Raw genomic sequence first — 19626 nt, 5'->3', positions numbered from 1 at the left:
CCACTCCAGTACCATGGCTTCGCCCCCGCAACGAACGAAACGGAAACCTGTGCCGCGGCATCGCCCCCGCAACAGTGGTTTTTCGCGCACACCGCCTCCTAGGGAGGACGGACCGCAGCGCATCGCCAAGCTTTTGGCGCGCGCTGGTGTTGCATCCCGCCGCGATATCGAGCGGATGATCGCCGAGGGTCGCATCGCCCTCAACGGCGAAAAGCTGACGACTCCGGCGACGCTGCTGACCGATCTTTCCGGCGTGACGGTCGACGGAAAGCCAGTCCGGCCGGCGGCCGCCACCCGCCTGTTCCGATTCTACAAGCCGCAGGGGACCCTCACTGCAGCGCGCGACCCAAAGGGCCGGGCGACGATCTACGACAAACTTCCGCCGGGCCTCCCGCGCGTGATGCCGGTCGGGCGCCTCGACTTCATGACCGAGGGCCTGTTGCTGCTCACCAACGACGGCGAATTGAAGCGCAGGCTCGAGCTGCCGCGCACGGCCGTCGTCCGGCAATATCGCGCGCGCGCCTTCGGCCACGTGACTCAGGACCAGCTCGACCGCCTGGCCGAGGGCATAACGATCGAGGGCATCCATTACGGCTCGATCATCGCCAACCTCGAACGGCGAACCAGCCGCAATTTCTGGATCGAGCTGAGCCTCACCGAAGGCAAGAACCGCGAAGTTCGCCGCGTGCTCGCTCATTTGGGCCTGCAAGTCTCGCGACTGATCCGGACCGCCTACGGCCCGATCACACTTGAAGGTCTCGAACCGGGCGATGCGGATGAAGTCCTGCAGGCAGAGCTCGACGCCTTCCGGGCCGCTCTGAAGTGAGGATCATCGCCGGCCGGTTTCGCGGCCGACCGCTTCAGGCGCCGGCCGGGCAGGCAACCCGGCCGACCGCGGACCGCGTCCGTGAGGCGCTGTTCTCGATGCTGGCAAGCCGCCTCGGCTCATTCGAAGGCCTTCGCGTCGCGGACCTCTACGCGGGCAGCGGCGCGCTAGGGCTCGAAGCGATCTCCCGTGGTGCGGCGCATGCGACGTTCGTTGAGAAGGACCCAAAGGCGCAGGCGGCGATCAAGTCCAATGCCGCAAAGCTCGAAATTGCCGAGCAGGTTCGGATCGTCGGCGGGTCGGCGCTATCCCTGCCACGCTCGGATGGCTTTGACCTGATCTTTGCGGACCCGCCCTATGCGCCGGGTTCAGGCTCGGCTGTCGTCAAATCGGTGAGTGATGCCGACTGGCTCGCGCCGGGCGGCTGGATGGCAGTCGAGACCGACCGGCGCGAACCGGTCGATGCGGGCGACTATGAGATAGACGTCGAGCGCGAAATCGGACGCGCGCGAATTACGCTTTTGCGCCGGCCTTAGTCTTTCGCGTTTCACTGGCCTTCTTTGACGCCGCCCGGATTTCGTCGAGTTCCGTCGCCAGCCGCCTTCCGACCGCCGAGGCCGCGGCTTTGCCGGCAGCCTTGATCGTCTTCTTGTTATTGCCGACCGCTCCCTGGGCCCGGCTCGACCGTGTCTCGGTAATCGCAGCGAGCGCGGCCGTCGCTCCGACCGCGAGGAGGTCGATGACCAACGGACTCTGGAGCAGCTTGATCAGGGCATCGACCGGATCGTGCTGGCTCGACGAGGAGCGCGAGCTACTTTTCGAGCGGCCTCCGCCCGAACTGCCCGACTTCTTCGCTACCTTCTTCCCTGCACCGCTCGCGGCTTTCGCAGTCGCCTTCTTCGCCATGGAATGAATCTCCTTTGGTCGCCTCAACCCACACGCTGCATCAAAGTATCCTCGAACGGCTGCGCAAGCCGGCAGGCATCCTCGCGTGGACTGTCGAGCCATCTCGCCGCATCGCTCGGCCGAAGCATCACCGGCATCGCCTTGGGATGCACCTCGCCGACGGTCCTGTTCGCCGCGCAAGTCAGGAAGGCCATGAACGGCCCCCCCTCGCCCGGCCGCCAGAGCCCCGCGAAGGCGAACAACGGCGATTCATGCTCTGGCGTCAGGCCGAACCAGACCTTCTGCTTGCGGCCGACTTCCCCGGTCCATTCGCAGAAGGTGGTGACGGGCACGATGCACCGCCGCGACGGCTGTTGCAGTGCATTGCGCCAGAACGGGCTCGCAAGATTGCGAACGTTGGTGACCGCTCGCGATCCGGCCGCCGGTGGCCCCGGAAATCCCCACTTCATCCGCTCGAGCTTCAGTCCGCCGTCATCCTTGCGGCGAAGGACCGGCGCCATGTAGCCGGGAAAAATCTCGTCGAACGGCGGCAGGTTGGTAGTGTCGCCCTCGAACGGGCCGAACATGCGCCGCATTTCGTCCACCGTGGCGGTCATCGTGTAAAGGTTACACATAATGTTTCAGCACCGTGTCGGCCTCTCGCAACGGCTCGTCGTTAACAGCGGCCGCTAGATTGAACATAGTCTCGCGAGTTGCGCTGCATTCAGCAACGTCTCCCCACAACGGGGAATCAGAACAAAACGGAGGGTGTTCTCATGCGTAAGATATTTCTCGCCGCGGCAGCGGCCTCGATGGCCGTTCCTATCATCCCGGCACCGGCTGTCGCGCACAGCGGCAGCTACTACAAAGGCAAGGTCTGGCGGGATTCGGAGGGCCGCTACCGCTGCAAGCGTTCGAACGGCACGACCGGCCTGATCGTCGGTGCCGCGGGCGGTGCGCTCGTCGGACGCGCAATCGACACGCACGGCGAGCGTGCGACGGGTACGATCCTTGGCGCCGCGGCCGGCGCTCTTCTAGGCCGCAGCATCGACCGCAGCCGGGTTCGCTGCCGCTAATCGGGTTCCCAGGCCGGCGCCCGTTCCGCAAGGAGCATCCCCCCGGGTGCCGGCCACCCACTGTATTGACACAGTAATACACTAGCTGTATTTCCTCCGCTACAGGGAGGACTAGAATGTACAGCCAGAATGAGATCGACGACGCGATCGCCGCCGGTGCAATCAGCGCCGATGCCGCGAATGCGCTTCGTGCCCACGTTGAAAGCCAGCGTGCGCTGCCGACGCAGGACGAAGAGCAATTCCGCCTGATTACCGGATTCAACGACATTTTCGTATCGATTGCCGCCGCCATTCTTCTGTTCGCGGTCGGCTTCATCGGCCAGTGGGTCGGACAGCGGACTGGATCGGCCATCGAGGGCGACGGTCCCTCGTACCTCGGCCCGCTACTCGTCGCCGGCACGAGCTGGATGCTCGCGCTCTTCTTCACGGCGAAGCGCCGCATGGCCCTTCCATCGATCCTGCTGCTGCTGACGTTCGTGGGCGGAGTGTTCGCGACGGCCGCGTTCGCGCTCGTCGTCGGCGTCGGACCGGATGCCGTCGACAATAATCCGCAGCTGGCGGGCATCCTCGGTTCCGTGTCCGCGGCGATCGCGGCCGGCGCGGCATGGCTGCACTGGAAGAAGTTCCGTGTTCCGATCACCGTCGCGGCGGGAGCGGCAGCAGTTGCGGCCATCGTCGTCGGCCTGGTCGTTGCCGCGCTCGGCGAGGGCGTGGAGCAGGCGCGCAACCTGATCCTCGGCCTCATCCTCCTGCTTGGAGTCGGCACCTTCCTGTTCGCCATGTGGTGGGATAGCTCTGACCGTGCCCGCCTGACGCGTCGCGCGGACGTCGCCTTCTGGCTTCACCTGTTGGCGGCACCCATGATCGTGCACCCGGTGTTCACGCTGCTGGGTCTCAACGACGGCACGGCCACCATCGGCGAAGGGCTGGTTGTCATACTGCTCTACGTGGTGATCGGCGTTACGGCGCTGGCCATCGACCGCCGGGCGCTGCTCGTCTCGGCGCTCGCCTACGTGCTCTACGCGCTCAACCAGCTGTTCGAGCAGTTTGGAGCCGTCGAGCTCAACGTGGCGCTGACCGCGCTGATCATCGGCTCGGCTCTGCTGATGCTGTCGGCATTCTGGCACCAGGCCCGCGGAATGGTCGTCCGTCCGCTGCCGAGGGAGCTCCGCGATCGGCTACCTCTGGTGGATAGGGCTGCGCCTACTCCTCAACCAGCCGCATGAGCCGACGCTCGATCGGGGCCAGGATGCCGTGAAGCTCCTGGCCTCGCTTGAGCACCAGCCCGTGCTCGCTGACGAGTGCGAACGCCCCTTGCTTCAGCCGGAGCGAGGGGCGTTTCTCTATCCGGATCTCCGGCCGCTCGGACGTGCGCCGGTATGCGGCGAAGATTGCCACGTCGACGCCCATGTGGATCGCGTAATCGCGCCAATACCCTGCTGCGACCATCCTGCCGTAAAGGTCGAGGATGCGCTTGATCTCGAAGCGGTCGAACGTGGCAATTGGGCGCCGGTCCCGAGGGTGCGGGAACGGCGCGATGACGCTCAAGCGCTTTTCACCTTGGGAGCGGGCTGCCTCGCAGCCTTGAGCGCGGCGACCTCCTTGCGGAGCTCCGCGATCTCTTCCTCGAGCTCGTTAAGACGCGCGCGGCCCGGATCGCAATCCTCGCCGCACGGCGTGCCGTAGGCCACGAAGCCCGGGCTGTAGTGAACCGTGTCGACGGGCACCGGCCTGGCGGGAATTCCGACGACCGTCGCCCCGGCCGATACGTCCTTGGTGACCACGGAATTGGCACCGATTTTGGCGCCCGGTCCAACTTCGATGGGTCCAAGCACCTGCGCGCCCGATCCGATCACGACGCCGTCGCGGATCGTCGGATGGCGCTTGCCGCCCAGGCCCGTCGAAGGATTGGTCCCGCCAAGCGTCACGCTTTGATAGATCGTGACGTCGTCGCCGATCTCGGCAGTCTCTCCGATGACCGTGAAGCCGTGATCGATGAAGAAGTTGCGGCCGATTTTCGCGCCGGGGTGAATGTCGATCGCTGTCAGGAAGCGGGCGATGTGGTTCACGAGCCGCGCCGGAAAATAGAGTTGCCCCTCCCACAGCCAATGGCCGATCCGATGAAATCCGAGCGCGATGACGCCGGGATACAGCAGGACTTCCCATTTCGAACGCGCGGCGGGATCCCGCGCCTTCACCGATTCAAGGTAGGCCGTGAAGCCTGAACCCGATTGTTCCGTCTCTTCCACCACGGCCCCAATTTAAGTGCGACGCGCTCCGAATAAAAGCCGGAACGAGTTGCTGTTCCGCCACAGCAACTTGCGGCTTGGTCGGGTGTTGGGGCAAACGCCGGTTAAACTGCGCGGAGGCATCGATTCTCGAACAGATTCTTGCCGACCCGTCAGCGCTCCTTATCTTCGCACTGATCGGTTTCGCGGCACAGCTGATCGATGGTGCACTGGGAATGGCGTTCGGCCAGATCTCGAGCACCATCCTGATCAGCATCGGCGTGCCGCCGGCGGTCGCCTCCGCCGGCGTCCATACAGCCGAGACGTTCACCACTGCGGTCTCCGGCATCAGCCATGTCGCGCACAAGAACGTCGACTGGCGGCTGTTCTTCAGGGTCGTCATCCCAGGCGTGATCGGTGGGGTGCTGGGTGCCTATGTCCTGACGCAGATCAGTGCCGCAACGGCGAAACCGGTCGTTCTGACCTACCTCACCGCGCTCGGCATCTACCTCTTCTATCGGGGAGTGATGCACCGCCACACAGAACGCCGGCCCAGGGTGGTCTCGCCTCTTGGTCTTGCCGGCGGCTTCCTCGATGCGGCCGGCGGCGGCGGCTGGGGAGCGATCGTGACCTCTCACCTGCTCGTGCAGGGCGGCAATCCCAGGAAGACCATCGGAACCGTGAACACGGCGGAGTTCTTCCTCACAGTCACAATCTCCGCGACCTTCCTCGCGACATTGACCCTGACTGGCTCTCAGGAAGAGCAGGAGCTGGTTCTGAGGGCGATGATCGGGCTGGTGCTCGGCGGCGTCCTAGCGGCGCCCTTTGGAGCGATGATCGCCAAGCGCGTGAACCCGGATCGCCTCCTTGCGATGGTCGGGGGCCTGCTGACCCTGACGAGCGGCTACGCGCTCTTCCGAGTCCTCACCATGTGACCGCGATCACCGGAGGATTTCGACCGCATCCTCGAATTTGAGCGAGCAAACCAACCTGTCTGCTTGATCGAAGACGTCGATCCTCTGGGCGAGATTGATCGCGCCCTGAATCGCTTCGTGGCTGATGATATCCCTCGCCTGGAGAAGGGCGGAAGTCCGCGCCGCCTCGACATCGTCAAGTTCAACGCCTTCAGCGTCAATCAACGTGTCTACTCCGTCCTTCAGGTGGAAATAATACAAAGGCATCCTGTTGCCTCGCTGGCTACGCCACAGGCGCGCTAGGGCCGAAAAGTTCACAACATAAGTTGGTTATGACATGCATAACCTTGTATGCATCGAAGGTGTCGTTCCGTGATAAAGAGACGTCAAGTTTCCATTCGCAGGGATCTGTCGCTCCAGACTGACATTGATGCCTCAAAACGGAATCTCACGCTTTATCGGGAGGCTGCAGCTCCACGGCAGGCTCAGCCCCCAAAGCATCGAAGCCATTCGTGCGCTTCCCTGGCGGCTGATTAAACGCACCAAGCTGTCCTATGTTCTCCGCGAAGGGGACATACCCCAGGAAGTCTCGATACTCGTCGCCGGCTTCGCCCAACGGCAAAAGCACACGAGCGATGGAACGCGGCAGATCGTGTCATTCAGTTTTCCCGGCGATCCGCTCGATTTCGACTGCCTGTTTCTAAACGAGGCCGACTTCAGCGTTCAAATGTCGACGAACGGAACCATCGCCTGCGTTCGTACGGAGGCCGTCAACGCCTTGCTGGACAAGCAGCCGGAGGTGGGCCGGGTCATCACCACGGCACTGCTGGCTGATGCGGCAGTATCTCGCGAGTGGGTGGTCAATACGGGACGCCGGGATGCCCGCCAGAGGTTGGCCCATCTACTGTGCGAGGTTCTCGTTCGAGCAAAGGCTCAGCAGATCGAGACAGATGTCTTCGAGCTCCCATTCACGCAGGAGCAGTTGGCGGACGCAACCGGCCTGACCCCGGTGCACGTCAATCGCGTGCTGCGACAATTGACTGGCGAAGGGGCCATCAGCCGCAATGGCCGATTCATCACCGTCCCCAGTTGGGATGTGCTCGAGGAAATTGCCGGTTTCGACGATCGGTTCTTGCACCTGCATGACGCCCGGTGAGACCGACAGCCTAGTCTAAAGCGTCGCGTGGACCGTCGCGATCGCCTTCAACACCGCACCGATGCGGACCGCCGACTGAATCGTCTCGGGTTTCACTCCGTGCTGGAGAAGCACCCGTTCGTGGCTTTCCATGCACATGCCGCAACCGTTCATCGCCGACACCGCAATGCTGAACAGCTCGAAGTCTTCCTTCGCGATCCCGTGCGACCCGATCAGGTTCATCCGGAGCTTGGCCGGCATCGTCCCATATTCCGGGTTCGCGACCAGGTGGACGAACCGGTAGTAGACGTTGTTCATCGCCATCAGCGCTGCGGCTCCCCGCGCAGCATTGGCGATCTGTTCCGACAGCTTCCCATCGGCCTCGGCCTCGGCGGCGTCGACCAGCGGCTTGTAGCCCGACCCATGGGCGCAGGTGAGCAACAGGCCCAGCTTGCGCTCCTCGCCGAGCAGTTGGTCGTTGAGGATCGACGACAGGTTCAGCCGAAGGTCCTTCGCGTAATCCGGGAGGGCGTCGGCGAAAGTCTTGAGAGGCATGAATTGAGCTCCTGAGGGTGCAGAAAGGGGCGCGGAAACGGCGAGTCCCCGCGCCCCCGAGAGGTGTCACGTGCCGCGGTAAGGGGGCTTAAGCCGCCGGGCGCAGCACCTCTTCACCCTGCGTCCAGTTGCACGGGCAGAGCTCATCCGTCTGGAGCGCGTCGAGGATTCGAAGCGTCTCCTGCGGGTTGCGGCCGACGTTCAGGCCGTTGACCGTCACGTGCTGGATGATGTTGTCGGGATCAACGATGAAGGTCGCGCGGAAAGCGACGCCTTCGTCCTTGGCGATGATGCCCAGCGCCTCGGCCAGTTCCTTCTTGTTGTCGGCGATCCACGGGAAGTCAGCCTTCTCCAAACGCTCGTCCGACTTGCGCCACGCGAAGTGGACGAAGTCGGTGTCGGTCGACGCGCCGATCAGGTCGGCATCGCGGTCGGCGAAGTCGCCCTTCAGCTGCGCATAACCCTCGATCTCGGTCGGACAGACGAAGGTGAAGTCCTTCGGCCAATAGAAGATGATCTTCCAGCGGCCATTGGTCTGGCCGAGGTCGAGCGTCTCGCCGGCAGGTAGCGCCGCGGTGCCCTGCTGGACGGGAACCTTGAGGGCGGGAAGCTTGTCACCAACGGTCAGCATTCAAATCTCCTCGTTTCGCTGCATTGCAGCCAGTCTTATGTTGCAACGCAGCATCTAGGGCGCTGGTTTCAATCGTTCAAGTCGATTATATCGATGGAACTGATTGGAATTATCGATGATTGTCCATCTGCCCACGATCAAACAGCTCCAATACCTTGTGGCGCTTCGCCAGCATGGTCACTTCGGCAAGGCGGCCGAGGCCTGCTTCGTCACCCAGTCGACCCTGTCGGCCGGCCTCCGCGAGCTTGAGAATTTGCTCGGCGTAGTCCTCGTCGAGCGCACCCGCCGCGTCGTTCGCTTCACGCCGCTCGGCCTGAAGATTGCCGAGAAAGCGCTCCGCGTTCTGCGCGAGAGCGAAGAGCTGACGGACATGGCGCGCGCAGAAGGCAAGCCGCTCCACGGCGAACTCCGCATGGGTGTCATCCCCACCATCGCGCCCTTCCTGCTTCCTGCGATGCTTCCCCGCCTGCGCGAGCAATGGCCGAACCTGAAGCTCTTCCTTCGCGAAGAGACGAGCCAGGCGGCATGCGACGCCCTCAATCGCGGGCAACTCGACTGCGTACTTCTCGCGATGCCCTACAGCTGCGGCGATGTCGAAAAGGCCGCCTTGTTCGACGACCGCCTGTTCGTCGCCTACCCGCGAGGGGAAGCGCCAGCGGATTCGATCATCGAGCCCGGAGCGATCGACGAGAACCGCCTGCTCATGCTGGAGGACGGCCATTGCCTGAAGGACCACGCCCTCGCCGCCTGCAACCGGCCGGAGATGCGGGCCGAAGCGACGATGATGGGAACTTCGCTGCACACGCTCGTTCAGATGGTCGATAACGGGCTTGGCGTGACCTTCGTGCCGGGAATGGCGATCGAAGCCGGCATTCTAGAAGGCACTCGCGTCGACGCCCGGCCGCTAAAATCCGACCATGGCTTCCGCAGCATCGCCCTCGTCTGGCGCCGATCAAGCCCGCGCGAGGAAGAGTTTCAACTGCTGGCGGAGACTCTGCGCCAGATCACCCGGGACATCATTCCAGGCCTAGCAGCCAACGATCGAGCGCGACCGCGCGTACCCGAGCCTGCGGAAGCGTCCGGTTGAGATAGGCGCGGTTCTTCATGATCCAGCGCAGGCATTCCAGCTGGCTGTCGAACGCCGGGAACTGGTCGCGATTTGCCTTGAAGGTCTGACGGTCGACGAGATAGCGAGCGCCGGTCCGGCAGCCCGGAGCTCCAGCCCAATCGCGATGCGGAGCGACGACTGCTGGCACCCAATATTCGCGGCCCGGGTCAAGCCGATGGATCTCCGAACGGTGCATTGGGCTCTCCCTCCCAACAACGCCGATGATGGACTGCGGCGGGCCCGCTGTGAACCCGCCGCATGTCCCGCTTACTTCGCCGGAACAGGCTCCGCGATGCCGATCGGCTCCTTGAGCTTCGCCTTCTGCGGAAGATCGAAACGGTCGGCGTTCATCACCTTGGTCCAGGCCTTGACGAAGTCGCGAGCGAACTTCGCCTCGCAGCCCTTCTGCGCGTAAACCTCAGCCACGCTTCGCAGCTCGGCGTTGGATCCGAACACGAGGTCTGCACGTGTTGCGCGCCAGGTCTCGCCGCCGCTCTTGCGGTCGGTGGCTACATATTCCTCGTCGCCCGACCCATCGACCGTCTTCCAGACGTTCGTCATATCCAGCAGGTTGACGAAATAGTCGTTGGTGAGAGCGCCGGTGCGCTTGGTGAAGTGACCATGCCGGCTGCCGCCATAATTGGCGCCGAGCACCCGCAGGCCGCCCACGAGGACCGCCATCTCCGGCACCGACAGGCCAAGCAGAGCGGCGCGGTCGAGCATCATCTCTTCCGTCTTCACGCGAAGCTTCTTCGGCAGATAGTTGCGGAAGCCGTCCGCTTGCGGTTCGAGCACCGCGAAGCTTTCGACATCGGTCTGCTCCTGCGTCGCATCGCCGCGGCCGCCTAGGAACGGTACCTCGACGGTCTGCCCGGCTTCCTTCAGCGCCTTTTCGACGCCGACCACTCCACCGAGGACGATAGCGTCAGCCATCGAAAGATTGCCGCGCAGGCCATCGAGCGTCTGCAGCACCTTGGCCAGCTCGGCAGGCTCGTTGACCTCCCAGTCCCTTTGCGGGACCAAACGAATACGGGCGCCATTGGCGCCGCCACGGTGATCGGACTTCCGGTAGGTCGACGCCGAGGCCCATGCCGTCTTCACCAATTGCTGAACCGTCAGCCCACTGCCGGCGATCCTGGCCTTTACGTCTGCGATTTCAGCATCCGAGGGATCGCGCCCTGCCGGAATTGGATCCTGCCAGATGAGGTCCTCGTCCGGGACTTCGGGACCGAGATAGCGCGCCTTCGGACCCATGTCGCGGTGCGTCAGCTTGAACCAGGCACGTGCGAAGGCGTCCTTGAACGCCTCATGGTCGCTGCGGAACTTCTCCGAAATCTTGCGGAATTCGGGATCCATCTTGAGCGCCATGTCGGCGGTTGTCATCATCGTCGGGACCTTCTTGGAGGGGTCCCAGGCCGCCGGGGCCATGTCCTCTTCTTTCTGGTTTACCGGCTGCCACTGCTGCGCGCCTGCAGGCGAGTGAACGAGCTCGTAGTCATAATCGAGCAGCAGGCGGAAGTAGTTTTCCGACCATCGCGTCGGGGTGTTGACCCACGAACCCTCTAGGCCGCTGGTCACGGTGTGCTCGCCGATACCGCCATGCTCCTGATTGCTAACCCACCCGAAGCCTTGCGCAGCGAGATCGCCACCCGCCGGCGCCTTACCGAGCGTCGACGGATCGCCGTTGCCATGCGCCTTGCCGAAGGTGTGCCCGCCGGCCGTGAGCGCGACCGTCTCCTCATGGTTCATCGCCATGCGCTCGAACGTCGCCTTGATGTCGCGCGCGGATAGCAGGGGATCGGGGTTACCCCCCGGGCCCTCGGGGTTCACGTAGATCAAACCCATCTGGATGGCGGCCAGCGGACCGTCGAGATCGGCAAGCCCGCGGTCGGGATCGATGCGGGTAGGAACGCCTTCGTTAACCCACTTGTCCTCATCGCCCCAGTAGATGTCCTTTTCCGGCTCGAAGACGTCGGCACGCCCGCCGCCGAACCCGAACACCGGTCCGCCCATGGACTCGATCGCGACATTGCCGGCCAGAATGAACAGGTCAGCCCAGCTGATATTGTTTCCGTACTTCTGCTTGATCGGCCAAAGCAGTCGCCGCGCCTTGTCGAGGTTGCCGTTGTCCGGCCAGCTGTCGAGCGGGGCGAAACGCTGCTGCCCGCTGTTGGCGCCACCGCGTCCATCGCCGGTGCGATAGGTGCCCGCCGCGTGCCAGGCCATCCGGATGAAGAACGGGCCGTAATGCCCATAGTCGGCCGGCCACCAGGGTTGGCTGTCGGTCATCAGCGCCGTCAGGTCCGACTTTAGAGCCTCATAGTCGAGCTTCCCGAACGCGTCGGCATAGCTGAAGTCGTCGCCCAACGGATTCGCGGCACCATTCGGGGCCAGAATGTCGACGGCCAGAGCGTCCGGCCACCAGTCTCGATTTTGCCGCCCAAGAAGCGCGCGCACGCCACCGTCACCATGACCCATCGGGCAACCGCCCATTTCTCCCGTCTTTGCGTCCATGATTCTTGCCTCTCTCCCTGGCGGAAAACGGGAGCACGCTAGGCTTCGGCGCTTAGCGACGGAAACGATGAATCTTTGTCAGTAAGTACGGGAAAATCGATTAGTCGGCGAAGCTCAGTCCATGTGCTTCAGGCCGACCCGCAGATAATCCCAGCCGGTGATCAGGGTCAGTGCGGCCGCTGCCCACAGGCTGATGATCCCCGTCGTATGCACCCAGACCTGCGCCGGCAACGCCCCGCCCAGTATCAATGCGCCGAGAGCCACGAGTTGAAACGTCGTCTTCCACTTCGCCAGCCGGCTGACCTTCAGCTCGACCTTAAGTTCGGCCAGGAACTCGCGCAGGCCTGACACGATGATCTCACGCAGGAGGATGATCAGCGCGGCGATGATGTGCAGCCCCGCGATTTCCGGGATCGGGTTCGCCTTGCGGCTGGAAATCAGCATGATCAGCACCGCGCCGACCATGATCTTGTCCGCGATCGGATCGAGGAACTGGCCCAGTTTCGAGATCCGCCCCTGAGCCCGCGCAACATAGCCGTCGAAATAATCGGTGATCCCGACAAGGCAGTAAAGAACGAAGGTAATTGCGTAATCGACCGGCGTGGGCTGCCAAAGCAAGAATACCAGGATCGGAACCGCCAGGATTCGCGAGAGCGTCAGGAGGTTCGGAATACTCAGCATGCGCCAACCGCTCTACGCAAACCGCCGCGGAAGCAAAAGATGGAAGCGTGCGGTCGAGCCTGCCCGTCCGGAGGTGTGACGGACAGGCTCTTGCCGCAGCAACTCGCGGCGTTCGAAGTCAGTCCTGCGGAACCATCAAAGCGGCATCGTTGGCGGCGCGAGCCGGCGGAGCGTCCCAGCGCTGGATGATGTCGCCGTAGGCGTCATTCACTCCGGCTTCCCAGGGCTCCCCGAGGAGCCGCCAGCCTACGCGCGGAAGATAACCGTACTTCGCCGCGAGCTGGCCGGCGAACAAAGTCATGCGCTCGGTGAAACGAGCCTGCGCCAATCCGCCGCCGTCGAGGAAGCGCCAGGGGCTCGCGCGGAACAGGTCGAGCACGACCGCCTTTGCCTCGTCGTCGTCGCCGGTCATCACGATGTCCATCGGCCCGCCGTCGAAATCGGGATTCTCGAAGGCTTCCCAGAACGGCCATTTGAAGGTGCTGACGATCCGGGCGCCGGGCCAAAGTTTCTGCAACTCTTCGGCGGCACTAGTGTCCCACGGAAGCAGGAAATCGTCGTAGTGGTCGTTATACGGATTGAGGATGTCGACGACGATCTTGCCGTCCACCGCGTCAGCAAAGGGCTTGAGGTCGTCGAATGCTCCGTCGCGGATGAAGATCGACGGCAGCACGATGTCCTGCCCGGCAGCATCTTCGTAGCTTCCGCCCGTCACGTTGGATCCGAGGCGGGCTGCGATGGCTTTTGCGCGCCCGACGTCCCGCGAGCCGAAGACGACGCTGTGGCCGCCCTTCTGCGCTAGGTGGGCCAGCCGAACGGCCATCCTGCCCGTGCCGATGATACCCAAGCGAAGCATGCGAAGTTCCTTTCAATGTGGAGCGCGACACGCGCTGCCGTCATTCAAAGGTGGCCCAGTCGCGGTTCGGCGACAAACGATCATCCCTGCGGCAGAGTTTAGTTTAGCTAAAGATATGCGTAGGCCCTTGTCTCGTTAGAGAAACTAAATTGTCGCAGGACAAATCTGGTTGGTCGCCTCCTCCCGCAGCGTCTAGGCGTGAGCCGCTCGATCAGTGGAGACTTCGCGATGCAAGGCTCTGAAATTGCCGTTTCGTGGCCGGCCAAGGCGAGCCTGCCACCTCCTCCCGATCCAGTCGGCGCCTACAGCGCCGTGGTCATTCGCGGCGGCCTCGGCTTCGTCTCCGGCCAATTCCCCCTGACGGCTGGCGTAATGCTCGGCACCGCCACCCAACCGAACGTCGAGGCGCTGAAAGCGGCCGCGCGCCTCGCGGCCTTCAATGTCGTGGCCCAGATCGAACGGGCGCTCGGATCGTGGGAGCGCTTCGACGGCCTGTGCCGCGTCGACGGCATCATCGCGGTTCCAACGGGATTCACATCGCACGCGAAGGTGCTCGATGCCGCATCGGACCTATTCGTCGAGCTGTTCGGACCCATGTACGGCGCACATGCACGCTCGGCGATTTCCTCGCCCGGGCTGCCTGGCGATGCCTCCATCGAGCTCGTTGTCACGTTCGCCGTAAGGCCGGCTCAATCGAGCCCAGCCTCGCGCTGAAATTTGGCCGCTTCCTCGAGCAGCCAATTCCTGAAGGTCCGGACCGCGCTCGACAGGGAGCCGTCGTCCGGCGTCACGAGATAATAGGAATAGCCGCTCGCGATCGTCGGACCCGCGGCAGCGATTAGCCGTCCTTCCTTCAGCTCGGACTCTACCAGCGTGCTCCTGCCAAGGATCACCCCGTGACCGTCCACTGCTGCCTGGATCGCCGCGAGCGAGGAGGAAAAGCGCAACGCTCCATCCTGCGGTACCAGCAGCTCCTGCATTTCGAACCAGGTGCTCCAGTCGGGATAGTCGAGTCCCGTCGAATCCATCGTGAGATCGTGGATCAGGCGCGCTTTCGTCAGGTCCTCGACCGAACCGATGGGACATGCGGCAAGGTAGGACGGCGAGCAGACGGGAGTGAGCTTCTCGTCGAACAGCCGCTCAGCCGTAAGGCCGCGCCATGAGCCTCCACCGTAGCGAATACCGACGTCCGGCTCCTCCCGCCGCAAGTCGACCAGCCTGCCATCGGACTCGACACTGACCTGGATGCCCGGATGGTCGATCGCGAACTCGCCAAGGCGTGGGGCCAGCCACTTCACGGCAAATGTCGGCGGGCAGGTTACCCGCACCACTCCGCCGCCCCTGTTGGCCTGAAGCACGGCGGTTGCGCGTGCGAGCAGATCGAAGCCGGCCGTCAACGTCGGAGCGATCTTCGACGCATCCTCGGTCAGTGCGATCCGGCGCCCCTCGCGCCGGAACAGCCGAATGCCGTAATAATCCTCGAGCAGCTTGATCTGCTGGCTGATCGCGCCCGGCGTTACGTTAAGCTCCTCGGAAGCCTTGGCGAAGCTCATGTTCCGGACGACCGCCTCGAAAGCCCGCAAGGCATTGAGATGGGCAAGCTTCTTCTGCCCTTTCGGCCGATTATCCTGAACCGGGCGCGGGCGCTCTACCATTCTTCCAATTACAGCCCCTCGTAGCGGGACGCACCCGCCCGATCACGACGCATCGTTCAAGTTCGCCGGGCCGAAGCCGTGTGGGATAAGCGAGCCGATCGTGTGACGGTCGACCTTTGACCCTTCGCCGTTCGCGCTCAGCACTTCGATGTCGCAGCCTGACAGGCATGAGGCTTCGAATATCGCCTGCCGGCACCCACCGCATGGCGTGCAGGTTAGATCACCGGTGAGCGCGTCGCCGTCGATCCCGCCTCCCGCCACCACGAGGCGCGCGACCTTGGCGAGCCCGAATTTGTGCTGCGCTGCGGTCAGGGCGCTCTGCTCCGCGCAGATGCCGAGGCGGTAGCACGCGTTTTCCATGTTCGCGCCGGTGACGACCTCGCCATCGACGGACTCGATCGCACAACCAACGTGGAATCGCGAATAGGGCGCATACGCCTTGAGCGCGGCGGAACGCGCCAGTGCTACCAGTTCATCTTCAGTCATGCTCTTGTCCTTAAGGCCGTGCACGGGGCATGCGCTAGTCTTCCGAATCTGCGAGTCCGACTACGATGAAAGCACGGTTGTTCGTTACCGCCGCGGCCGCCGCAATTGCGCTCATTCCCTCCCCCGCCTTGGCGTGGGGGAAAACCGGCCACCGCGTCGTCGCGGCGATCGCCGACGCGCAGCTGAGCGGGCTGGCTCGGGCGCATATCAAAGAGATCCTCGGATCCGCCGAAAGCCTGGACGAGGCGGCGAACTGGCCGGACGAGATGCGGTCGGCGCCAACTCAATTCTGGCAGAAGACGGCGACGCCCTGGCATTACGTGACGTTGAACGGCGTGCTCTACGACCATGCGCCTTCGGAGGGCGACGCGCTCGAGGCGCTGCAACGCTACACGGCGACGCTGCGCGACCCGAAGGCGAGCCTTGCCGACAAGCAGCTTGCCTTGCGGTTCGTGGTCCACCTCGTCGGCGACCTTCACCAGCCGCTTCACGTCGGCAAATGCTGCGACAAGGGCGGCAATGAGGTGAAGGTGAAGTGGTTCGGCCGCGATCTCAACCTCCACTCCGTGTGGGACTCGGCGCTGGTCGACGAGGAGCAGCTTTCGTTCACCGAGATGAGCGCGAAGCTCCAGCGGCACACGAGCAGTGACGAGATCATCGCCTGGTGGGACATCAATCCTCGCGATTGGATCAGCGAGAGCGCACAGATTCGCGAGACACTCTATCCGGCAACGCCGCCCAAGAGCGCCAAGGTCAAAAAGGGTGAGCCGGCGGTTCCCGAACTCTCCTATGCCTACGTCTACAAGTTCACGCCGGTCATGGAGCAAAGGCTCAAGCAGGCCGGAGTGCGCCTCGCCGCATACCTCAACGCTGTCTTCGCAGAGCCGCAGCCGCTTCCCGCCGAGCACGCGCTCTGATGCTTCGCAAATCCGTCATCGCGGCGCTCCTGGCGCTGGCCGGTTGCACGACCAGGCCGGTCGTCCCGGCTGCTCCTGCACCGCCGGTAGAAGTTCAGATCCTGGCGTTCAACGACTTCCACGGAAATCTCGAACAGCCCTCGCCCGTCGATGTGACTGAGGCCGATGGAGGCAAGCGCAGGTTCCAGACCGGCGGTGTCGCAAACCTAGCAGGCGCCCTGACGCAATTGCGCGCGGGACATGAGAACACGGTCACGGTTTCGGCAGGCGACACGATCGGCGCGTCGCCACTGATCTCGGCCAATTATCTCGACGAGCCGACCATCGCAGCGATGAATTTGCTCGGCCTCGAGTTCAATTCGGTCGGCAATCACGAATTCGATCGCGGGTCGGACGAGCTCAAGCGGATGCAGTCCGGCGGCTGCGTCAAGTTCACGCGCCGCACCCCCTGCGCGGTCGAGCAGTTCGGAGGAGCCCGCTTTCGCTACCTCGCCGCCAATGTCGTTCAGACAGATGGGACGACCGTCTTTCCCGCTACCGGCATCAAGAGGTTCGGGCCGATCACGGTCGGCTTCATCGGAATGACGCTCAAGGGCACCGCGAGCCTGGTGACACCGTCGGGCGTGAAGGGACTGAGCTTCGCCGACGAAGCCACGACCGCCAACGCGCTCGTGCCCAAGCTCAAGGCAGAAGGCGCCGACGCCATCGTCCTGCTGATCCACCAGGGCGGAAAGCTGCCGCAGTTCACCACCGGCAACGCGTGCGACGGGCTCTACGGCGACATCTTGCCGATCCTGCCGAAGCTCGATCCAGCCATCACGACCGTCGTGTCAGGCCACACGCACTGGGCCTATGTCTGCAACGGAACCGTCGAGACCGGCGCGGGTCGGTTGATGACCAGCGCGGGCAAATACGGTTACTTCGTCAGCGACCTGCGCCTTCGTTTCGATCCTTCGACGAAGCGTCTGCTCGAGCAGAGCGCGACCAATGTCGTCGTCGGCAACGGCGAGCGCGGAGTGGACGCTCCGGAACAGGCACTGGTCTCGCGCTACGCCGCGGCAGTCGCGCCGATCGCGAACCGCGTCGTCGGCCGTCTGACCGAGAAAGCGACCACGGACACGGACGACGGCGAAAGCGCCGCAGCCGACCTGATCGCGGACTCGATGCTGGCCGCAACGCGTGCGGCGGAGAATGGCGGCGCCCAGATCGCGCTCGTCAACGCCACAGGCGTTCGCGTCGCGCTTCCTTCGGGCGACGTTCTTTACAAGGACGCTTTCGCGATGATGCCGTTCGGGAACAACCTGTTGGTGATGACGCTGACCGGGAAGCAGCTGAAGGCCGCGATCGAGCAGCAATATGCAATCCCGATCAAGCCGGGCAGGAGCAGACCGGCGGCACTCGCCCCTTCGGACGGGTTCACCTACGCCGTCGACATGACGAAGCCTGAAGGCAGCCGAGTTTCCGACGTGCGGCTGAACGGCAAGCCGGTGTCGGCGGAAGGCCGCTACCGCGTCGCACTCAACAATTATCTCGCGTCGGGCGGTGACGGCCTCAGCGCCTTCACGCAAGGCACGGACATCACCGACAAGGGTATCATCGATCTTGACGCGCTGGTTGCCTGGATCGCGCCCGGCCGGATACCCCCGAAGCCGGGCCGGGTCCGCTTCGCCCGCTAGCGCAACGGCGGCTCGTCGAAGCTCCGCAACTTGCGCGAGTGCAGGCCCTCGCCTTCGCTGCGAAGCAGGGCGAGCGTCTCGATGCCGATCCGGAGATGCTGGCCGATTGCGCGCTCGTAGAAGTCGTTGGCCTGCCCGGGCAGCTTGAGCTCACCGTGCATTGGCTTGTCCGACACGCAGAGCAAGGTTCCGTACGGGACGCGGAAGCGGAAACCCTGCGCGGCGACAGTCGCCGATTCCATGTCGATGGCAACCGCCCGGCTCTGGTTGAAGCGCTTGGCCGACTGGGTGAAGCGAAGCTCCCAGTTGCGGTCGTCAGTAGTCACCACCGTTCCGGTGCGCAGGCGCGTCTTCACGCTGTCCTCGTCGCCGCCGGTAACCAGCACCGCGGCTTCGAACAGGCCCCTCTGAACTTCGGCAATGGCCGGCAGCGGAATTTCGACCGGCAGGACATCGTCAAGGACATGGTCGTCGCGAAGGTAGGCGTGGGCGAGCACGTAATCGCCGATGCGCTGGGTCGGGCGGAGGCCGCCGCAATGCCCGATCATCAGCCATACCTCGGGCCTGAGCACCGCGATGTGATCGCAGATCGTCTTCGCGTTCGACGGGCCAACGCCGATGTTCACCAAGGTGATTCCTACGTGCCCGTCGGCAATCAGGTGATAGGCCGGCATCTGGTGACGCCGCCACGTGCCTGCTGCGATTTGCGCCTCGGCGTCCGTCAAATGCTCGCGGTCGTAATAGCCGCCTGGAACGGACAGCGCCGTGTACGGGCTGTCTGCCCGGCGCAGCTCGTCGATGGCGAAGCGTACGAACTCGTCGACGTAGCGGACGTAGTTCGTGAACAGGATGAAGTGCTGGAAATGGTCGGTGTCGGTGCCCGTGTAATGCTTCAGCCGCGCAAGGCTGAAGTCGGTGCGCGGGCCGTCGAACAGGGCCAGCGGCCGCGCGTCGCGAACCGAATAGTCCCAAACGCCGTCGGCAATCTCGTCACCGATGTGCGACAGCTCGTTGGACGGGAACCAGCGCGACAGATCGGCGGCCGTCACCTCGTCGAGATTGATGCCGCTTCCGTCGAGAACATAAGCATAGGGGATTTCGCTGCGGCTTTTGCCGACCGAGACCTCGACCCCATAATCCTTGACCAGATGCTCTAGCTGCGTCCGCAGATAATCGCGGAACAGCGCCGGTCGCGCGACGCTGCAGGCGTAGGTGCCGGGCGAGGTCAGGCGGGCGAAGGCGCGGGTCAGTCGCCCGGATGTGCGATCCCCGCTGTAGGAGACACGAAGCTCAGGGTAGGCGAAGCAGCCTTCCTCCCTCAGTTTTGGGTCCGGATGCTTCCCCGCCTCGCAATAATCGGCAAGCGCCTCGCGAAGGTTGGCGACCGACTGGTCATAGATGGAACAGAGCTCGTCGAGGATTGCCGTGATGTCGTTGGACTTCATGAGCCCGCACGCTTGGACTCAACGCACACCGCAGACAA

The 19626-nt window shown here is 63.7% G+C and carries 24 protein-coding genes; 10 read left to right on the top strand and 14 right to left on the bottom strand.

The genetic code is table 11. The features are described 5' to 3' along the window. Positions 1–13: 13 nt before the first annotated feature. Both ACMC5O_RS02095 and rsmD read left to right on the top strand, forming a co-directional pair. Positions 14–826 carry a pseudouridine synthase gene (locus tag ACMC5O_RS02095; protein ID WP_187707909.1) on the top strand — a complete coding sequence of 271 codons (813 nt, stop codon included), beginning with the start codon at positions 14–16 and terminating at the stop codon, positions 824–826. Beyond that, entirely contained in the window at positions 823–1362 is a 540-nt protein-coding gene (gene rsmD, locus ACMC5O_RS02090) for a 16S rRNA (guanine(966)-N(2))-methyltransferase RsmD (RefSeq protein WP_187707910.1), read from the top strand. Before ACMC5O_RS02095 ends, rsmD begins: the two co-directional genes overlap by 4 nt. Here the strand turns inward: rsmD and ACMC5O_RS02085 are convergent. Together ACMC5O_RS02085 and ACMC5O_RS02080 are read right to left on the bottom strand one after the other, a co-directional pair. Further along, positions 1340–1732: a hypothetical protein gene (locus ACMC5O_RS02085; RefSeq protein WP_187707911.1), complete on the bottom strand. Its 393-nt coding sequence runs from the start codon at positions 1730–1732 to the stop codon at positions 1340–1342. The two genes, rsmD and ACMC5O_RS02085, sit on opposite strands and share 23 nt — an antisense overlap. 23 nt (positions 1733–1755) lie before the next feature. Next, complete coding sequence (locus ACMC5O_RS02080) at positions 1756–2346, bottom strand: SOS response-associated peptidase (protein WP_426693175.1); 591 nt, start codon at positions 2344–2346, stop codon at positions 1756–1758. Positions 2347–2487: 141 nt separating this feature from the next. Between ACMC5O_RS02080 and ACMC5O_RS02075 the strand changes: the two genes are divergently transcribed. Together ACMC5O_RS02075 and ACMC5O_RS02070 are read left to right on the top strand one after the other, a co-directional pair. Then, positions 2488–2787, top strand: coding sequence for a glycine zipper 2TM domain-containing protein (locus ACMC5O_RS02075; protein WP_187707912.1), 300 nt, complete (start codon positions 2488–2490; stop codon positions 2785–2787). Positions 2788–2903: 116 nt separating this feature from the next. Then, positions 2904–4013: a hypothetical protein gene (locus ACMC5O_RS02070; RefSeq protein WP_187707913.1), complete on the top strand. Its 1110-nt coding sequence runs from the start codon at positions 2904–2906 to the stop codon at positions 4011–4013. Here the strand turns inward: ACMC5O_RS02070 and ACMC5O_RS02065 are convergent. Further along, on the bottom strand, positions 3991–4335 hold the full coding sequence (locus ACMC5O_RS02065) for a DUF2794 domain-containing protein (protein WP_187707914.1): 345 nt from the start codon (positions 4333–4335) through the stop codon (positions 3991–3993). The genes ACMC5O_RS02070 and ACMC5O_RS02065 overlap by 23 nt on opposite strands. Next, positions 4332–5036: a serine O-acetyltransferase gene (gene cysE / locus ACMC5O_RS02060; RefSeq protein ID WP_187707915.1), complete on the bottom strand. Its 705-nt coding sequence runs from the start codon at positions 5034–5036 to the stop codon at positions 4332–4334. Before cysE ends, ACMC5O_RS02065 begins: the two co-directional genes overlap by 4 nt. Positions 5037–5161: 125 nt before the next feature. Here cysE and ACMC5O_RS02055 point away from each other — a divergent pair, with 125 nt between their 5' ends. Further along, positions 5162–5950 (top strand): sulfite exporter TauE/SafE family protein, encoded by a 789-nt coding sequence (locus tag ACMC5O_RS02055; RefSeq protein WP_187709942.1) that lies wholly within the window; start codon positions 5162–5164, stop codon positions 5948–5950. A 6-nt stretch (positions 5951–5956) separates the two neighbouring features. Here the strand turns inward: ACMC5O_RS02055 and ACMC5O_RS02050 are convergent, their stop codons facing one another. After that, complete coding sequence (locus ACMC5O_RS02050; RefSeq protein ID WP_425506880.1) at positions 5957–6196, bottom strand: DUF6894 family protein; 240 nt, start codon at positions 6194–6196, stop codon at positions 5957–5959. A gap of 163 nt (positions 6197–6359) precedes the next feature. Between ACMC5O_RS02050 and ACMC5O_RS02045 the strand changes: the two genes are divergently transcribed. Beyond that, complete coding sequence (locus tag ACMC5O_RS02045; protein WP_246444603.1) at positions 6360–7085, top strand: Crp/Fnr family transcriptional regulator; 726 nt, start codon at positions 6360–6362, stop codon at positions 7083–7085. Between the two features lie 15 nt (positions 7086–7100). On the opposite strand, the gene ACMC5O_RS02040 is transcribed toward ACMC5O_RS02045, so the two are convergent. Continuing rightward, positions 7101–7619 carry a carboxymuconolactone decarboxylase family protein gene (locus ACMC5O_RS02040; RefSeq protein WP_187707918.1) on the bottom strand — a complete coding sequence of 173 codons (519 nt, stop codon included), beginning with the start codon at positions 7617–7619 and terminating at the stop codon, positions 7101–7103. A gap of 88 nt (positions 7620–7707) precedes the next feature. Then, positions 7708–8250, bottom strand: coding sequence for a peroxiredoxin (locus ACMC5O_RS02035; RefSeq protein ID WP_187707919.1), 543 nt, complete (start codon positions 8248–8250; stop codon positions 7708–7710). 115 nt (positions 8251–8365) lie between these two features. Here ACMC5O_RS02035 and ACMC5O_RS02030 point away from each other — a divergent pair, with 115 nt between their 5' ends. After that, positions 8366–9337: a LysR substrate-binding domain-containing protein gene (locus ACMC5O_RS02030; protein WP_187707920.1), complete on the top strand. Its 972-nt coding sequence runs from the start codon at positions 8366–8368 to the stop codon at positions 9335–9337. Here ACMC5O_RS02030 and ACMC5O_RS02025 read toward each other — a convergent pair. The 4 genes from ACMC5O_RS02025 to ACMC5O_RS02010 form a co-directional block, all read right to left on the bottom strand. Then, positions 9267–9554 (bottom strand): hypothetical protein, encoded by a 288-nt coding sequence (locus tag ACMC5O_RS02025; RefSeq protein ID WP_187707921.1) that lies wholly within the window; start codon positions 9552–9554, stop codon positions 9267–9269. The two genes, ACMC5O_RS02030 and ACMC5O_RS02025, sit on opposite strands and share 71 nt — an antisense overlap. 71 nt (positions 9555–9625) lie before the next feature. After that, a complete protein-coding gene (katG, locus tag ACMC5O_RS02020; protein WP_426693174.1) occupies positions 9626–11872 on the bottom strand; it encodes a catalase/peroxidase HPI in 2247 nt (748 codons plus the stop codon). A 114-nt stretch (positions 11873–11986) separates the two neighbouring features. Further along, entirely contained in the window at positions 11987–12553 is a 567-nt protein-coding gene (gene pgsA / locus ACMC5O_RS02015) for a CDP-diacylglycerol--glycerol-3-phosphate 3-phosphatidyltransferase (protein WP_187707922.1), read from the bottom strand. Between the two features lie 118 nt (positions 12554–12671). Continuing rightward, positions 12672–13409 carry an NADPH-dependent F420 reductase gene (locus ACMC5O_RS02010; protein ID WP_187707923.1) on the bottom strand — a complete coding sequence of 246 codons (738 nt, stop codon included), beginning with the start codon at positions 13407–13409 and terminating at the stop codon, positions 12672–12674. A gap of 228 nt (positions 13410–13637) precedes the next feature. On the opposite strand from ACMC5O_RS02010, the gene ACMC5O_RS02005 reads away from it, so the two are divergent. After that, positions 13638–14123: a RidA family protein gene (locus ACMC5O_RS02005; protein WP_426693173.1), complete on the top strand. Its 486-nt coding sequence runs from the start codon at positions 13638–13640 to the stop codon at positions 14121–14123. On the opposite strand, the gene gcvA is transcribed toward ACMC5O_RS02005, so the two are convergent. Both gcvA and ACMC5O_RS01995 read right to left on the bottom strand, forming a co-directional pair. Continuing rightward, positions 14099–15064, bottom strand: a complete 966-nt coding sequence (gene gcvA / locus ACMC5O_RS02000; RefSeq protein ID WP_187707925.1) for a transcriptional regulator GcvA — start codon at positions 15062–15064, stop codon at positions 14099–14101. The two genes, ACMC5O_RS02005 and gcvA, sit on opposite strands and share 25 nt — an antisense overlap. Positions 15065–15106: 42 nt before the next feature. Continuing rightward, the gene (locus ACMC5O_RS01995; RefSeq protein WP_187707926.1) at positions 15107–15550 is read right to left on the bottom strand and encodes a cytidine deaminase; all 444 of its coding nucleotides are present in this window, start codon (positions 15548–15550) and stop codon (positions 15107–15109) included. 65 nt (positions 15551–15615) lie between these two features. Here ACMC5O_RS01995 and ACMC5O_RS01990 point away from each other — a divergent pair, with 65 nt between their 5' ends. Then, a complete protein-coding gene (locus ACMC5O_RS01990) occupies positions 15616–16467 on the top strand; it encodes a S1/P1 nuclease (protein ID WP_426693172.1) in 852 nt (283 codons plus the stop codon). Further along, positions 16467–18143, top strand: coding sequence for a bifunctional metallophosphatase/5'-nucleotidase (locus ACMC5O_RS01985; protein WP_426693171.1), 1677 nt, complete (start codon positions 16467–16469; stop codon positions 18141–18143). The genes ACMC5O_RS01990 and ACMC5O_RS01985 overlap by 1 nt, the downstream gene beginning before the upstream one ends. On the opposite strand, the gene ACMC5O_RS01980 is transcribed toward ACMC5O_RS01985, so the two are convergent. Continuing rightward, entirely contained in the window at positions 18140–19588 is a 1449-nt protein-coding gene (locus tag ACMC5O_RS01980; RefSeq protein WP_426693170.1) for an AMP nucleosidase, read from the bottom strand. The two genes, ACMC5O_RS01985 and ACMC5O_RS01980, sit on opposite strands and share 4 nt — an antisense overlap. Positions 19589–19626: the final 38 nt, after the last annotated feature.

Source organism: Sphingomonas sediminicola, assembly GCF_049991885.1.
Lineage (GTDB): Bacteria > Pseudomonadota > Alphaproteobacteria > Sphingomonadales > Sphingomonadaceae > Sphingomicrobium > Sphingomicrobium sediminicola.
The sequence above is the reverse complement of the archived record's forward strand: the minus strand, read 5'-3'. Positions and strand labels throughout refer to the sequence as shown.

Excerpts from the sequence above, each read along its gene's own strand:
- ACMC5O_RS02085 (WP_187707911.1), bottom strand. The coding sequence starts at position 1,732 with ATGGCGAAGAAGGCGACTGCGAAAGCCGCGAGCGGTGCAGGGAAGAAG.
- ACMC5O_RS02045 (WP_246444603.1), top strand. The coding sequence starts at position 6,360 with ATGCCTCAAAACGGAATCTCACGCTTTATCGGGAGGCTGCAGCTCCAC.
- ACMC5O_RS01980 (WP_426693170.1), bottom strand. The coding sequence starts at position 19,588 with ATGAAGTCCAACGACATCACGGCAATCCTCGACGAGCTCTGTTCCATC.
- ACMC5O_RS02080 (WP_426693175.1), bottom strand. The coding sequence starts at position 2,346 with ATGTGTAACCTTTACACGATGACCGCCACGGTGGACGAAATGCGGCGC.
- ACMC5O_RS02035 (WP_187707919.1), bottom strand. The coding sequence starts at position 8,250 with ATGCTGACCGTTGGTGACAAGCTTCCCGCCCTCAAGGTTCCCGTCCAG.
- ACMC5O_RS01990 (WP_426693172.1), top strand. The coding sequence starts at position 15,616 with ATGAAAGCACGGTTGTTCGTTACCGCCGCGGCCGCCGCAATTGCGCTC.
- ACMC5O_RS01985 (WP_426693171.1), top strand. The coding sequence starts at position 16,467 with ATGCTTCGCAAATCCGTCATCGCGGCGCTCCTGGCGCTGGCCGGTTGC.
- ACMC5O_RS02095 (WP_187707909.1), top strand. The coding sequence starts at position 14 with ATGGCTTCGCCCCCGCAACGAACGAAACGGAAACCTGTGCCGCGGCAT.
- ACMC5O_RS02050 (WP_425506880.1), bottom strand. The coding sequence starts at position 6,196 with ATGCCTTTGTATTATTTCCACCTGAAGGACGGAGTAGACACGTTGATT.
- ACMC5O_RS02005 (WP_426693173.1), top strand. The coding sequence starts at position 13,638 with ATGCAAGGCTCTGAAATTGCCGTTTCGTGGCCGGCCAAGGCGAGCCTG.
- ACMC5O_RS02030 (WP_187707920.1), top strand. The coding sequence starts at position 8,366 with ATGATTGTCCATCTGCCCACGATCAAACAGCTCCAATACCTTGTGGCG.
- ACMC5O_RS02025 (WP_187707921.1), bottom strand. The coding sequence starts at position 9,554 with ATGCACCGTTCGGAGATCCATCGGCTTGACCCGGGCCGCGAATATTGG.
- katG (WP_426693174.1), bottom strand. The coding sequence starts at position 11,872 with ATGGACGCAAAGACGGGAGAAATGGGCGGTTGCCCGATGGGTCATGGT.
- ACMC5O_RS01995 (WP_187707926.1), bottom strand. The coding sequence starts at position 15,550 with ATGACTGAAGATGAACTGGTAGCACTGGCGCGTTCCGCCGCGCTCAAG.
- ACMC5O_RS02040 (WP_187707918.1), bottom strand. The coding sequence starts at position 7,619 with ATGCCTCTCAAGACTTTCGCCGACGCCCTCCCGGATTACGCGAAGGAC.
- pgsA (WP_187707922.1), bottom strand. The coding sequence starts at position 12,553 with ATGCTGAGTATTCCGAACCTCCTGACGCTCTCGCGAATCCTGGCGGTT.
- ACMC5O_RS02070 (WP_187707913.1), top strand. The coding sequence starts at position 2,904 with ATGTACAGCCAGAATGAGATCGACGACGCGATCGCCGCCGGTGCAATC.
- ACMC5O_RS02010 (WP_187707923.1), bottom strand. The coding sequence starts at position 13,409 with ATGCTTCGCTTGGGTATCATCGGCACGGGCAGGATGGCCGTTCGGCTG.
- ACMC5O_RS02075 (WP_187707912.1), top strand. The coding sequence starts at position 2,488 with ATGCGTAAGATATTTCTCGCCGCGGCAGCGGCCTCGATGGCCGTTCCT.
- gcvA (WP_187707925.1), bottom strand. The coding sequence starts at position 15,064 with ATGGTAGAGCGCCCGCGCCCGGTTCAGGATAATCGGCCGAAAGGGCAG.